General features: G+C 71.7%; 13 protein-coding genes and 1 pseudogene. 9 read left to right on the forward strand and 5 right to left on the reverse strand.

Features of this window, described 5'->3' with window-relative positions:
• Window positions 1–62 precede the first annotated feature (62 nt).
• Window positions 63–635, reverse strand: coding sequence for a TetR/AcrR family transcriptional regulator (locus AB0M59_RS27045; protein ID WP_364620092.1), 573 nt, complete (start codon window positions 633–635; stop codon window positions 63–65).
• Between the two features lie 84 nt (window positions 636–719).
• On the opposite strand from AB0M59_RS27045, the gene AB0M59_RS27050 reads away from it, so the two are divergent.
• From AB0M59_RS27050 to AB0M59_RS27060, 3 genes and pseudogenes are all read left to right on the forward strand, one after another.
• The gene (locus AB0M59_RS27050; RefSeq protein WP_364620095.1) at window positions 720–1,616 is read left to right on the forward strand and encodes an alpha/beta fold hydrolase; all 897 of its coding nucleotides are present in this window, start codon (window positions 720–722) and stop codon (window positions 1,614–1,616) included.
• 650 nt (window positions 1,617–2,266) lie between these two features.
• Window positions 2,267–3,106, forward strand: a pseudogene (locus AB0M59_RS27055) (FMN-binding glutamate synthase family protein); the annotation flags it as partial.
• Between the two features lie 343 nt (window positions 3,107–3,449).
• Window positions 3,450–4,037, forward strand: coding sequence for a PhoU domain-containing protein (locus AB0M59_RS27060; protein ID WP_364620097.1), 588 nt, complete (start codon window positions 3,450–3,452; stop codon window positions 4,035–4,037).
• Between the two features lie 35 nt (window positions 4,038–4,072).
• Here AB0M59_RS27060 and AB0M59_RS27065 read toward each other — a convergent pair whose 3' ends face one another.
• Entirely contained in the window at window positions 4,073–5,011 is a 939-nt protein-coding gene (locus tag AB0M59_RS27065; RefSeq protein ID WP_364620100.1) for a LysR family transcriptional regulator, read from the reverse strand.
• A 66-nt stretch (window positions 5,012–5,077) separates the two neighbouring features.
• Between AB0M59_RS27065 and AB0M59_RS27070 the strand changes: the two genes are divergently transcribed.
• Genes AB0M59_RS27070 through AB0M59_RS27095 form a run of 6 tightly spaced genes read left to right on the forward strand, consistent with a single transcriptional unit; the run spans window position 5,078 to window position 10,922 of the window.
• Complete coding sequence (locus tag AB0M59_RS27070) at window positions 5,078–6,037, forward strand: cyclase family protein (protein WP_364620102.1); 960 nt, start codon at window positions 5,078–5,080, stop codon at window positions 6,035–6,037.
• 9 nt (window positions 6,038–6,046) lie between these two features.
• The gene (locus tag AB0M59_RS27075) at window positions 6,047–7,168 is read left to right on the forward strand and encodes an FAD-dependent monooxygenase (protein ID WP_364620105.1); all 1,122 of its coding nucleotides are present in this window, start codon (window positions 6,047–6,049) and stop codon (window positions 7,166–7,168) included.
• A gap of 9 nt (window positions 7,169–7,177) precedes the next feature.
• Entirely contained in the window at window positions 7,178–8,104 is a 927-nt protein-coding gene (locus AB0M59_RS27080) for a VOC family protein (protein WP_364620107.1), read from the forward strand.
• A 3-nt stretch (window positions 8,105–8,107) separates the two neighbouring features.
• Window positions 8,108–9,046, forward strand: a complete 939-nt coding sequence (locus AB0M59_RS27085; RefSeq protein WP_364620110.1) for a fumarylacetoacetate hydrolase family protein — start codon at window positions 8,108–8,110, stop codon at window positions 9,044–9,046.
• The gene (locus AB0M59_RS27090; protein ID WP_364620112.1) at window positions 9,043–9,780 is read left to right on the forward strand and encodes an SDR family NAD(P)-dependent oxidoreductase; all 738 of its coding nucleotides are present in this window, start codon (window positions 9,043–9,045) and stop codon (window positions 9,778–9,780) included. Before AB0M59_RS27085 ends, AB0M59_RS27090 begins: the two co-directional genes overlap by 4 nt.
• A gap of 11 nt (window positions 9,781–9,791) precedes the next feature.
• Window positions 9,792–10,922 carry an alpha/beta fold hydrolase gene (locus tag AB0M59_RS27095; protein ID WP_364620115.1) on the forward strand — a complete coding sequence of 377 codons (1,131 nt, stop codon included), beginning with the start codon at window positions 9,792–9,794 and terminating at the stop codon, window positions 10,920–10,922.
• A 238-nt stretch (window positions 10,923–11,160) separates the two neighbouring features.
• On the opposite strand, the gene AB0M59_RS27100 is transcribed toward AB0M59_RS27095, so the two are convergent.
• From AB0M59_RS27100 to AB0M59_RS27110, 3 genes are all read right to left on the reverse strand, one after another.
• Window positions 11,161–12,396, reverse strand: a complete 1,236-nt coding sequence (locus AB0M59_RS27100; protein WP_364620118.1) for a DUF6596 domain-containing protein — start codon at window positions 12,394–12,396, stop codon at window positions 11,161–11,163.
• Window positions 12,393–12,716, reverse strand: a complete 324-nt coding sequence (locus AB0M59_RS27105) for a YciI family protein (RefSeq protein ID WP_364620121.1) — start codon at window positions 12,714–12,716, stop codon at window positions 12,393–12,395. The genes AB0M59_RS27100 and AB0M59_RS27105 overlap by 4 nt, the downstream gene beginning before the upstream one ends.
• A 152-nt stretch (window positions 12,717–12,868) precedes the next feature.
• Window positions 12,869–13,516: a class I SAM-dependent methyltransferase gene (locus AB0M59_RS27110; RefSeq protein WP_364620124.1), complete on the reverse strand. Its 648-nt coding sequence runs from the start codon at window positions 13,514–13,516 to the stop codon at window positions 12,869–12,871.
• Window positions 13,517–13,547: the final 31 nt, after the last annotated feature.

Raw genomic sequence — 13,547 nt, forward strand, 5'->3', positions numbered from 1 at the left:
CGGCGCACACAACCGTCGCCGCAGCACCGACGATAGCCGCTGCCGGATGTGGGGGCGGCAGCTCAGCGACCGCCGGGAAGCCGCCGCAGGTGGAGGTCGATCAGCTCGGCGGCCTCGTCCCCGGTCCGGTGGCCGAGGAGGACCGCGTCGGCGAGACCGGCTGTCAGCGCGAGGAGCAAGTCCGCTTCGCGGGCGGCGTCGAGGCCGGCCAGGCCGAGTTCGGCTTCGACGAGCGCGGCAAGCGCCTCGCGCAGCTGCTCGTACCCGGCGCGGAACCACGCCGCGATCTCGTCGTCCTTGAACGCGCGCCAGACGAACGCGTTGGCCACCAACGCTTCCGTCCGGCTTTCGTCGTCGAGGGGCAGCAGTGCCACCAGGACCGTCCGCAGGTCCGGCGGCGCGTCCGCGGCCCCGGCCGCGACCTGACGCTCGACCTGGTCGCGCAGCGTCCGCACCGCGTAGCGCAGCATCGCGTCCTTGTTCGGGAAGTAGTGCTGCACCTGCCCCTTCGAGATGCCCGCGGCCGCCGCGACCTGGCCCAGGCTGACCGCCTCGAGTCCCTCGTCGGCGGCGATGCGGCGCAGCGTCTCCGCGATCCGCCGCCGGCGCTCCTCGTGATCGACGACCTTCGGCACCCGCTCCTCTTTCCCATACGATCGGCTTGCGAACCTACCGCACCCTCTTTACAATCCGATCGTATCGCAAAACAAGGGGGACACGTGAAGCTGGGTGAGTTCGCCTCGGTGCGGGCCGAGCAGGAGTACCGCGCGGTGTACGAGCGCGGACTGGCCGCGTTGCCCGCGCCGACCGGGCAACGCGACATCGAGACGTCTTTCGGGATCGCGCGGGTCTACCGGTTCGGTTCGGGACCGGCGACCCCCGCCGTGCTGCTGCCGGGGCGGGCCGGCACCGCGGTCATGTGGGCACCGAACCTCCCGGCGTGGTCGCGCCGCGGTCCCGTGTACGCGATCGACCTGCTCGGCGAGCCGGGCCGCAGCGTGCAGACCGCGCCGATTCGCGACGGCGCCGACCAGGCCACCTGGCTCACCGAAGTCCTCGACGCGCTGGGACCCGAAGCCGTGCACCTCATCGGGTACTCGTTCGGCGGGTGGCTCGCGGCCAACTACGCCGCCCGCACGGGAAGGCGGCTCGCGTCGCTGACGTTGATCGACCCCGTCCGCACCTTCGGCGAGTTCCCGGTCCCCCTGCTCGTCCGCACCACTCTCGCGCTGGTGCCCGGCCTCCGCCGCTGGGGCCGCCCGGCCTTCCTGCGGTGGATCGCCGGCGGCGCCGAGGTCGCGCCGGAAGATCCGGTCGCCGCGGTGATCGAGGCGGGCATGCGCACCTACCGGATCGGGCTGCCCACGCCGGAGCTCCTGAGCGACGGGCAGCTCCGGTCGATCGCGATTCCGGTCCTCGCGCTGATCGCCGGCAAGAGCGTGATGCACGACGCCGCCAAGGCGGGTGCTCGCGCTCGCACCCTGCTGCCGGACGCCCGCGTGGAGGTCTGGCCCCAAGCGACCCACGCCATCGCGGGCGAATCCGCCGCCGCGGTCAACGAACGGGTGCTGGCCTTCCTCGACGAAGCCGACGGCGGCCGGGGAACGCGGCCGTGAACCGCAACCCCGTGCTCGCGCTCTGGGACGCCGGAGTGCCTCTCGTCGCCTACTGGCACGGCACGGGACGAATACCCCATCGGCGGCGGTAACTACGTGCTCGACCTGCGCTCCACCGACGACGCGGCTAGCTTCGGTTCGTGCTCAGATTCGGTGCGGTGGCGGTGCTGTCGCTGTTCTCGCTCGGCGTCGCCGCGCTCGCCCTGTTCGCCGGCCCGTGGTGGTGGCTGCTCGCCGTGCCGCTGCTCCTCCTCGCCGGCGTCGGATGCCGGGATCTGCTCCAGCGCCGGCACTCGGTCCTGCGGAACTACCCCATCCTCGGGCACCTGCGGTTCCTGCTCGAAGCCCTGCGGCCCGAGCTTCAGCAGTACTTCATCGAACGCAACTTCGACGGCCGCCCCTACGACCGGGACATCCGCAGCATCGTCTACCAGCGCGCCAAAGGCACCGACGCCGAAGAGCCGTTCGGCACCGAACGCGACGTCTACGCCGACGGGTACGAGTCCCTCGTGCACTCGATGGCCCCGGTGGCGCCGCCCGACGACCCGCCCCGGATCCGGATCGGCGGTCCCGACTGCGCGAAACCGTACGACATGGCTCTGCTGAACGTCTCCGCGATGAGCTTCGGTTCCCTGTCCGCGAACGCGATCATGGCCATCAACAAGGGAGCCGCGCTCGGCGGGTTCGCCCATGACACCGGCGAAGGCGGCCTGTCCGAATACCACCTGCGGCACGGCGGCGACCTCGTCTGGGAGATCGGCACCGGCTACTTCGGCTGCCGGACCTCCGACGGCGACTTCGACGAAACGGAATTCGCCGGCAAAGCCGCCCACGACGCCGTGAAATGCGTGTCGCTGAAGCTGTCCCAGGGCGCCAAGCCCGGCATCGGCGGCGTGCTGCCCGGCGGCAAGGTCAACGCGGAGATCGCCCGCGTCCGCGACGTCCCGCAAGGACAGACCGTCATCTCGCCGCCCTACCACCGGGTCTTCTCGACACCACGCGAGCTGATCGGCTTCATCGCCGCGATGCGCGAACTGGCCGGGGGCAAGCCGACCGGGTTCAAGCTCTGCGTGGGCTCGCGACGCCAGTTCCTCGCCGTCTGCAAGGCCATGCTCGCCGAAGGCGTCACGCCGGACTTCATCATCGTCGACGGCGCCGAGGGCGGCACCGGCGCCGCGCCGCTGGAGTTCGCCGACCACATCGGGACACCGCTGACCGAAGGCCTCATCACCGTCCACAACGCACTCGTCGGCACCGGGCTGCGCGACCGGATCAAGATCGGCGCCAGCGGCAAGGTCGCCACCGGCGCCGACATCGTCAAGCGGCTGCTGCAGGGCGCGGACTACACCAACGCGGCGCGGGCGATGATGTTCGCGGTCGGCTGCATCCAGGCGCAGCGCTGCCACACCAACACCTGCCCGGTCGGCGTCACCACCCAGGACCCCCGCCGCGCCCGCGCCCTGGACGTCGCGGACAAGTCGCTGCGCGTCGAGCGGTTCCAGCGCTCCACCGTGACCGGCGCCCAGCAGATCATGGCCTCGATGGGCGTCCGGTTCCCCGCCGAGCTGCGGGCCGCACATGCTGCGCCGCCGCGTCGACCCGCACCAGGTGCGCTCCTACGCCGACCTCTACGACTGGCTCGCCCCGGAGCAGCTGCTGTCCGAACCACCCGAGGAGTGGGCGCGGGACTGGGCCGCGGCCGACCCCGACCACTTCACCGTCTGACCAGCCGGCATGCGACCGTCGATCGTCGTCCCGGCCGCACTAGGCTGACCGACCATGCGCGAAGGTTTCCAAGACGATCTCAACCGGCTCACCGCCCGGCTCGCCGACATGTGCGACGCCGCCGCAGCCGCCGTCCGCGACGCCACCAGCGCTCTGCTCGAGGCCGACCTCGTGCTCGCCCAGCAGGTCATCGCCGCGGACGACGCACTCGACGCGCAGCGCGCCCAGTGCGAGGAGGACGCGTACGCCCTGCTGGCGCTGCAAGCCCCCGTCGCCGGCGACCTGCGCCGGGTCCTCGCCGTCGTCTACTGCGCCGAAAAGATCGAACGCATGGGTGACCTCGCCGCGCACATCGCCGACACCGCCCGCTTCGCCCACCCCTCCCCCGCCGTCCCGGCCGAACTCAACGCGACGTTCGAGCGGATGGGCCGCCTGGACGCCGAAATCGCCGAACGGGTCGCCACGCAGATCCGCACCGGAACCGACGGCTTCCACGAACTCCGCCAAGCCGACGAAGCCGTCGACGCCCTGCACGCCGACCTCCTCGCCGGCATCACCGGCAAGGACTGGGAACACGACCAGCGGCCCGCCGTCACCGCGGCGCTGACCACCCGCTTCTACGAGCGCTTCGCCGACCAAGCCGTCTCGGTCGCCAAGCGGCTGGAGTTCGCCAACACCGGCGACCTGCCGCAGTAGGAGGGCACGGCCTCGCCGCGGGAAGCCCCGCGTGATCAGTGCCTCGGTGGGCGGAGCTCGCGACCGTCGGCTTCTCCCGCCGCGCGGGTGACCAGGTTCCTGAGGTAGCGGTGCTCGGGGTCGTCGTCGTGGATGGGGTGCCACCACATCGCTTCCACCAGCTCGCCCGCGTCGAACGGACACGGCAGGACGCGCACCCCCGACGATGGCGGGATGCGACCGGCCAGCCGACGTTGCAGCAGGGCGATCCGGTCCGAGCCCGCGACGAGGCCGGGGATGGTCAGGAACGTCTCCGTCACCACCTGCACCCGCGGCTCGATCCCCAGGGTGCGCAGCTGACGCGCGGCGGGCGTCGACGCCGTGGGGCCGTGGTAGGTCACGACCCACGGCAGCGTCTCGAGCTGCTCGACGGTCAGCTCGTCGCCGACCTCGGCGTTGCCGGTGGCGACCAGGCAGACCCACTCGTCGCGGTAGAGGTCCTGGTGCGGGAGGTCGGCGATGAGGAACCCGTGCGGGAGGATCAGCAGGTCCGCGTTCACCAGGGCCTGGGGCGCGTCGTCGACCGACTGGGGGTTGTTCGGCACGAACCGCAGCCGCGCACCCGGTGCCTCCTCGGCCAGCAGGCGCGCGATCGTGTCGCCCAGGACCGCGATGGTGTAGTCGCTGATCAGCAGCGTGAACTCCCGGGCCGACGAGCCGGGGTCGAAGTCGGGTGCCGCGGCGAAGACGCGTTCGACGCCAGGCAACGCGGTCTGCACGCGGTCCTTGAGCCGGACCGCCAGGGGCGTCAGCCGGTACTGATTCCCGGCTCTGGCCAGGAGTTCGTCGCCGAAGTGCCGCCGCAGCCGGGCGAGCTGCGCCGACACCGCCGGCTGGCTCAGGCCCATCCGCTCGGCCGCGCGCGAGACGCTCCGCTCGCGAAGCAGCGCGTCCAACGTGACGAGCAGGTTCAGGTCCACCCGATCACTATCCATCAGGCTGATACTCCGTATCAACAATTTCGTCTTCCTGGATACCGCTCAAGGCCCGAAAGTGAAGACGTGGACCGAACCGATCCCGAGGGCGCGATCGCCGAAACAGCCAAGCGGTGCTCCAACCAGGGCCGCTGGGGTGCCGATGACGTCCTCGGCACCCTGAACTTCCTCGACGAGGCCAAACGCCGTGAGGGCGCCACGCTCGTCCGCCGCGGCGCGAGCTTCTCGCTCGCCCAGTCCTTCGACGCCGACGGCCCGCAGCGAGGCTGGCGCCGCCGGACCAACCCGGTGCACACGATGCTCGACACCGGGGTGGACGCCGAACGCGGTACGCAGGGGTTCCCGCACGGGCTCGGCGGCGCCGACGACGTCGTCTTCATGCCGCTGCAGGCCTCGACCCAGTGGGACGGCCTCGGCCACATCTTCGACCACGGGATGGCCTACAACGGCCGTCGCGCCGGCGACGTCGTGACCAGCGAAGGCGACCGCGTCACCGGCATCGAGACCACCGCCGGGCTGATCGCCGGGCGTGGGGTGCTCCTCGACGTCGGCCGCGCGCTCGGCGACGGCGAACTCCCGGACGGCTTCGCGATCACCGCCGAACACCTCGACGCCACCATCGCCGCGCAGGGCGCGACCGCGCGCGTCGGCCGCGGGGATCTGCTGCTGGTGCGCACCGGCCGGCTCGCTCGCGCACGGCGTGAGGGCTGGGGTGACTACGCCGGCGGCGACTCGCCCGGGCTGTCGTTCACCACCGCGGACTGGCTGCACGGCACGGAGATCGCCGGCATCGCCACCGACACGTGGGGGTTCGAGGTGCGGCCCAACGAGTTCGACGTTGCGTTCCAGCCACTGCACCAGGTCGCCATCCCGCACATCGGGCTGTTCCTGGGCGAGATGTGGGACCTCGACGCGCTGGCCGCCGACTGCGCGGCCGACGGCGTCTTCGAGTTCTGGCTCACCGCCGCACCCCTGCCGGTGACCGGCGCCGTCGGGGCGCCGGTCGCGCCGATCGCCGTCAAGTAGGAGCCCGCCATGACCGCTGTGACCACCGTCCTCGTCGTCGGCGCCGGCCTCGCCGGGACCGGTACCGCGATCCAGCTCGCGTCCCGCGGCGTCGCAGTCGACCTCGTCGAGATCGCCGCCGGGACCAGCCCCGAGGGTTCGGGTATCACTTTGCAGGGCAATGCCTTGCGGGTGCTGCGCGAACTCGGCGTCTGGGATGCGGTGCGGGCCGAGGGCCACTGCTTCGACAGTCTCGGCCTGCGCGCCCCGGATCCCGAGGGCACGCTGCTGGCCGAGATCCCCGACGCCCGCACCGGCGGCCCGGGACTGCCCGCGACCCTCGGCATGCCCCGGCCCGCACTGGCGCGCATTCTCGTCGACCGGGCCCGCGAGGTCGGCGCGAAGGTCCACTTCGGACGTTCGGTGACCGAACTGACCGAAGAAGGCGCCGTAACCTTCTCCGACGGCTCGACCGGCCGCTACGACCTGGTCGTCGGTGCCGACGGGATCCGCTCGGCGACCCGCGGGCTGCTCGGGATAGACGCGGGCACCCGCGCGACGGGGATGGGGATCTGGCGCGCGTTCGGCCCGCGTCCGGCGGCGGTCACGCGGACCGACCTCTACTACGGCGGCCCGTCCTACATCGCCGGCTACTGCCCGACCGGCGAAGACTCGCTCTACGCCTACGTGGTCGAAGCGGCGCAGAACCGCGGCTTCCTGACACCCGACGAACGGCTCGCGACGATGCGGAAACTCGCGTCGGCCTACCACGGCCCGTGGGACGAGATCCGCGAGGCGCTGGTCGACCCCGCCCGCGTGAACTACACGTGGTTCGAAACGCACGTGCTCCCGCCGCCGTGGCACCGCGGCCGCGTCGTGCTCATCGGCGACGCCGCGCACGCGTGCCCGCCGACCCTGGCCCAGGGCGGCGCGCAGGCCCTCGAAGACGCGGCGGTGCTGGGCGAACTGCTTCTTGCGGCCGACGCTCTCGACGACGACCTCTGGACCGCGTTCACCGAGCGGCGCTACGCCCGCGCCAAGGCCGTCGTCGACGCCTCGAACCAGCTCGGCCAGTGGCTGCTCGACGGCGAACGCGGCGACGTCCCCGGCCTGATGCGCGAGATCGCCACCCTGGTCACCCCGCCCGCCTGAGAGGAACCCATGATCACCCACCTGCGGCACATCGACCTCGCCGTACCCGACCTGGCCCGGCAGCAGGACTTCTTCACCAACGCCTGGGGCCTGTCCACCGAGCACACCGACACCGGGATCGCCTTCCTCGCCGCCGAAGGCTCGCCGGAGCAGTACGTCGTCCGGCTCCGCGAGGCGGCCGACAAGCGGATCGACCTCATCGCCTTCGGGGTCGCGGCACAGTCCGATGTGGACACTCTCGCCGAACGCCTCGGCGTCGCGGGCGTCACCCTCGTCTCCGAGCCTGCGGAGCTGAAGACGCCCGGCGGTGGCTACGGCTTCCGGTTCTTCGACAACGAAGGACGGACCGTCGAGATCAGCGCCGACGTCGCCGTGCGGCACCACCGCAAGATCGAGGAAGGCGAGCCCGTCCCGGTGCGGCTGTCCCACGTCGTCCTCAACTCCGCGAACCCGGAGGAGACCCGCGCCTTCTACGAGACGCACCTCGGGTTCCGGCTCTCGGACATCCTGATGCACCCGCGGATGGGCGAGATGATGTGGTTCCTGCGGATCAACGCCTGGCACCACAGTCTCGCCATCGCGCGCGGCCCGCACCCGTCGCTGCACCACGCGTCGTTCGAACTGCGCGGGATCGACGAATACATGCGCGGCACCGGGAAGCTGCTGCGCGCGGGCGTCGAGAAGATCTGGGGCCCGGGCCGGCACCTGGCCGGCAACAACACGTTCTCCTACTTCCTCGACCCGCACGGCAACACCGTCGAGTACACGACCGAGCTGGAGCTGGTCGACGAGGACGCCTGGCACCCGCACCTGTACGACTTCAGCGACCCCGCGGTGAGCGACCAGTGGGGCACGGCCAACGCGATGGACGAGTTCGTCGCCCGCAAGTCCTTCAACGACCCCGACCGGGGTCTCTTCCTCGCCCCGCCGGTCTGAGCCATGCGGTTCGCCACCTACCTCCACGACGGAGCCACCCGGGCCGGCGTCGTCACCGACGACGGCCTGCACCCCCTGCCCGACGGCGCGACTGTCCTCGGGCTCATCCGCAAGGGGCTGCCCACCGCGCTGGCATTGGGCACCTACGCGCTGCGCTCGCCCGCGGTGCCGCTGGAGGCCGTCCGGCTGCTGCCGCCGCTGAACCCGCCGACCGTCCGGGATTTCGTGACGTTCGAGGAGCACGTCGAAGGAATCGCGGGCGGCGTGGTTCCGGAGTGGTACGAGGCTCCGACGTTCTACTTCACCAATCCGTACGCGCTCGTCGGCGCCCACGACGACGTTCCGGTCCCGCCGGGCTCGCAGGCGTTCGACTTCGAACTGGAAGTGGCCGCGGTGATCGGCCACGACGGCGCGTCGCTCACCCCGGCCGAGGCGCGTGACGCGATCTTCGGGTACACGATCCTCAACGACTGGTCCGCGCGGGATCTCCAGCGTCGCGAGATGAAGGTCAACCTCGGACCCGCCAAGGGCAAGGACTCGGCGACGACGCTGGGGCCGTGGCTGGTCACCGCCGACGAGCTGGAGTCCTTTCGCGACGGTGACGGGTTTCTGGCGCTGGAGATGCGGGTGTCGGTCAACGGCCGCGAAGTCGGCCGCGACCTGTTGTCCAACATGGGCTGGCCGTTCGAAGACCTCGTCTCCTACGCCTCGCGCGGCACGTGGGTCCGCATCGGCGACGTGCTCGGTTCGGGCACCTGCGGCAACGGCGGCTGCCTCGCCGAGCTGTGGGGACGCGGCCGGGACATTCCGCCGCTCGCTCCCGGAGACGTCGTCGAGATGACCGTCGACGGGCTGGGCACGATCCGCAACACCGTCGTCGCCGGTGTGGAGCTGCCGCCCGTCGCGCCGGCCCGTCCCCGTCCCCGGAAGCGGGCGAGATGACCGGCCGGGTCGCGGGAAAGGTCGTGGTGGTCACCGGCGCCGGCCGAGGCCAGGGTGCCGCGGAAGCTCGTCTGCTGGCGGCCGAGGGCGCGGAGGTCATCGGCGTCGACCTGAGCGAGGAGCCGGCCGAGGAGCTGCCGGGCGTCGAGTACGTCCGGCTCGACGTCACCGATCCCGCCGGCTGGGCGGCGCTGGTGCGGAACCGGGAGCGGATCGACGGGCTCGTCGCCAACGCGGGCATCACCTGGCGGGCCCGGCTGTCCGAGGTGGCGCCGGAAGACCTGGCTCGTGTCCACGACGTCAACGTCGGCGGGACGCTGCGGGCGATCCAAGCCGTGCTGCCGCGTATGCCCGCCGGCGGCTCCATCGTCGTCGTCGGGTCCGTGGCCGCGCTGACCGGCCACTACCCGGCGGCCTACACGGCGAGCAAGTGGGCGCTGCGCGGGCTGGCGAAGACGGCGTGCACCGAGCTGGGGCCGCGCGGCATCCGCGTCAACACCGTGCACCCCGGCTACATCGAGACCCCGATGACCGCCTCCGCCGCCCCCGCGTTCCGCGCCGCGAACATCACCGAAACGCCGCTGGGCCGCACCGGCACCGTGGCCGAGGTCGCCCCGCTGGTGGTGTTCCTGCTCAGCGACGACGCGTCGTTCATCACCGGCGCCGAAATCCCCGTCGACGGAGGACTGACCGCTCACGGCGGCGTCAAATCCCTCGCCGACGCACTCTCCTGAAAGGACAGTCCGTGTTCGAGTACTTCCCCGGCAACTACGTCTGGAACCTGGGCGTCGTCGCGACGCTCAACAGCGGCGGCCTCATCGACGAGGTCGACCGCGCCTGCCGCCCCATCAAGGAGGCCGCCCAGCGCGGCGAAGACGCCGGCACAGAAGACTTCCTGCGCGCCTGGACCGCGCTGACCGACCAGCTCGTCGCCCAGGCCGAGGAGGCGGAGAAAGCCGGGCACACACGGACGGCGAAGCAGCTTTACGGCCGCGCCACCAACTACCTCTGCCAGGCCGAGCGCATGCAGAGCGCGTCCGCCCCCGGCCGGCTCGACACCTACCGCCGCGTCCTCGAGCTGCAGGAGAAGGCCTTCGAGACGGTCGCTCGCGTCGAAGTCCCTTACGAAGGCACTTCTTTGCCCGCCTACTTCAGCAGTGCCGGGAGCCGGGCGCCGGTGATGATCATGTGGAACGGGCTCGACTCGACCAAGGAGCACATGTATTCCTCCCGGCACTGGGCGGAGCTGGCCGCGCGCGGGATCTCGTGCCTGATGGTCGACTGCCCCGGTTCGGGCGAGGCACTGCGCCTGCAGGGCCTCACCGCGCGCATCGACACCGAGGCGTGGGCGACGGCGTGCGTCGACTACCTCGAAACCCGCGACGACGTCGACCCGGCCCGCATCGGCTTGGTCGGCTGGTCGTTGGGGGGCTACTTCGCCCCGCGCGCGGCGGCGTTCGAGAAGCGGCTCGCGCTGGTCGTGGCGTGGGGCGCGAACCACGACTGGGGTGCCGTGCAGCGCCGCCGGCTCCAGCGTGAGGGCGAACGCCCGGTGCCGCACTACTGGGAGCACGTCCGGTGGGTGTGGGGGCACGAGAACCTCGACGAGTTCATCGAGTTCGCTGCCGACGTGAACCTCGACGGCGTCGTCGAGCGGATCACCGTGCCGTTCCTCATCTGCCACGGCGAGAACGACCGGCAGATCCCCCTCGAGTACGCGCACCGCTCGTACGACCAGGCGACGGCGAGCCCGGACCGGCGGCTGCGGATCTTCACCGCGGCCGAAGGCGGGGCCGAGCACATCGGGCTCGACCACCTCTCCCACACCAGCGTCTACATCGCCGACTGGGTCGCCGACGTTCTCCGCACGTCCTGAACACGCCTTGCCGGCCGAACGACAGCACCGGATCGGTGTTGTCGTCAGGCCGCCAGGTCGGTCGCTCACTGGCCGGGTCCCGACCGTGCGGTGCGGGGCATCAGGGCGACGACCGGGAGACTGAGAGCGGTGACGGCCAGGACGACGATGAGCGTGACCTCCATCGCGTGGGCCGGCCCGGAGGCCGCGGCCTGGAAGAAGACCGAGTTTTCGGAACGTCGGGCGCGGCGGGTCCCGGCTACCCCAGCTGGTCGCGGCGGCGGGTCAGGTAGGCGGTCTCGGCGGTGTTGCCCGCCAGCTCGATGGCCTTGTCGTACGCCGCGCGCGAATCCTGGCTGCGGCCCAGCCGGCGCAGCAGGTCGGCGCGGGTCACGTGGTACGCGTGATAGCCGGCCAGCTTGTCCTCGAGCCGGTCGACGGCCGCCAGCGCCACCTCCGGGCCGTCGAGCTCGGCGACCGCGATGGCCCGGTTGAGGGCGACGATCGGCGAGGGGTCGAGGCGGACGAGCTGGTCGTAGAGGGCCACGACCTGCGACCAGTCGGTGTCGCGGATGTCGCGGGCGGAGGTGTGCACGGCGTTGATCGCCGCGAGGATCTGGTAGCGCCCCGGAGCCACCCCGGCGGCGGCCGCGGCGAGGCGCTCGCGCACCAGCCGGTGCCCCTCGGCGATCATCGCCGTGTCCCAGACGCCGCGGTCCTGCTCGGCGAGACCGACCAGTTCGCCGCCGGCCGCGACCCGGGCGGGACCGCGAGCCTCGATGAGGAGCATCAGCGCCAGCAGCCCGGCCGCCTCGCCGTCGTCCGGCAGGAGGGCACGGATCAGGCGCGTGAGCCGGATCGCCTCGGCGGTCAGGTCCTTTCGCACCGGATCGGTGTCGGGGCCGGTGGCCAGGTAGCCCTCGTTGAAGACGAGGAAGAGGACGGCGAGCACACCGGAGACCCGGGTCGGGAGGTCCTCGGCGGACGGCATCCGATAGGGGATGCGGGCCGCCTTGATCTTGGCCTTCGCCCGGGTGATCCGCTGCCCCATGGTGCTCTCGGCCACCAGGAAGGCGCGGGCGATCTCGGGCATGGTCAGCCCGCCGACCATCCGCAGCGTCAGCGCCAAGCGGGCCTCCATCGCCAGCGCCGGGTGGCAGCAGGTGAAGATCAGCCGGAGCCGGTCGTCGTCGATGGCGCCGAGAGGCTCGGGCGGTTCGTCGTCGTAGACCATCCGAGCCTCCTTCTGCTTGTCGTCGCGCTTGTTCTCGCGCCGGATCCGGTCGATGGCCTTGTTGGCGGCGGTGGTGGTCAGCCAGGCGCCGGGGTTGGGCGGTACGCCGGCGGCCCGCCACCGTTCGACGGCGACCGCGAACGCCGCGGCCGCGGCCTCCTCGGCGATGTCGAGGTCACCGAAGCGCCTGGTCAGTGCGGCGACCACCCGCGCCCACTCCTCGTGGTGCACCCGGGTGATCGCCCCCTCGACGTCGGTCACCGGAACGGCCGCACCTCGATCTTCCGATCGCAGACCTTCGACGCCTCGGCGGCGAGCTTGAGCGCCACGTCCAGATCGGGGGCCTCCCACACCCAGACGCCGGCGAGGTACTCCTTCGACTCCACGAACGGACCGTCGGTGAACACCGCCTGCTCGCCCCGGTTGTCGATGACCGTGGCCGCGTCGGTGTCCGCGAGTCCGCCCGCGAAGACCCAGTGGCCCTCGGCGATCAGGCGATCGTTGAACGCGCTGATGGCGGGCTGCCGGTCGGTGCTGCCGGGATTGCTCTTGTCGTCGATCACGGAAACCAGGTATTGCATCGGGACATCATCTCCTGCGGTGTCGAAACGGGGTGTGGCGGCGGTCGGCTCGGCACCCGGCTTGGCCTTCTCGCTGGCGGCCTCACCCCGGCTACGAACACCGCCACCCCGATCCGACAACCCTCCCGGAACTTTCTCGACGCCGCGGTTCCTCACCGGGTGGGCGTCGCCGATCCGATGATCAGCGGGTGGACCACCGAAGGCATCCCGCGCCACCGCGCCGTGGTCATCTCCTCGATGTCGAACCGCTGCTTGACCAGCGCGACGGTGTCGCGGTCGCACCGGCAGCCCTGCGCGAACGCCGCCCACGGCCCCGCCAGCCGCTTCTGCCTGCGCGCCACCTTCGGGTCCTCGGCGCGCACGTGTTCGCAGAACAGCAGCCGCCCGCCGGGCCGCAGCACCCGCACCAGCTCGGCCAGCACGCGGTCGACGTCGGGCACCGTGCAGAGGACCAGCGTCGACACGATCGTGTCGACGCTGGCGTCCGCCATCGGCAGTGCGTCGGCCGGGGCTTGCACCGGCCGCATACCGGCGCGGCTCCCCACGCGCTTCACGAGCCGCCGGTACATCGCCGGGACGGGCTCGGTCAGCACCACCTCCGCCGACTCGGGGTAGTGCCGGACGTTGAGCCCGGTCCCCGCCCCGATTTCGACCACCCGTCCGTGCGCGCGCCGCAGCAGCTCCGCGCGCCGGCCGGCCTGGCCCAGCCGCTCCCCCCGGCGCAGGAACGGCTCGTACAGTGCCGCCCCGAACCGGTCCCCGAACCCGTCCCGTACCCCCACGCTGTCCCCTCCGGCCATCGTTCCTCCTTCGCACCGCCGATGGGACGCA

Source organism: Amycolatopsis sp. NPDC051371, from assembly GCF_040682155.1.
In the GTDB taxonomy this organism is placed as follows: Bacteria; Actinomycetota; Actinomycetes; order Mycobacteriales; family Pseudonocardiaceae; genus Amycolatopsis.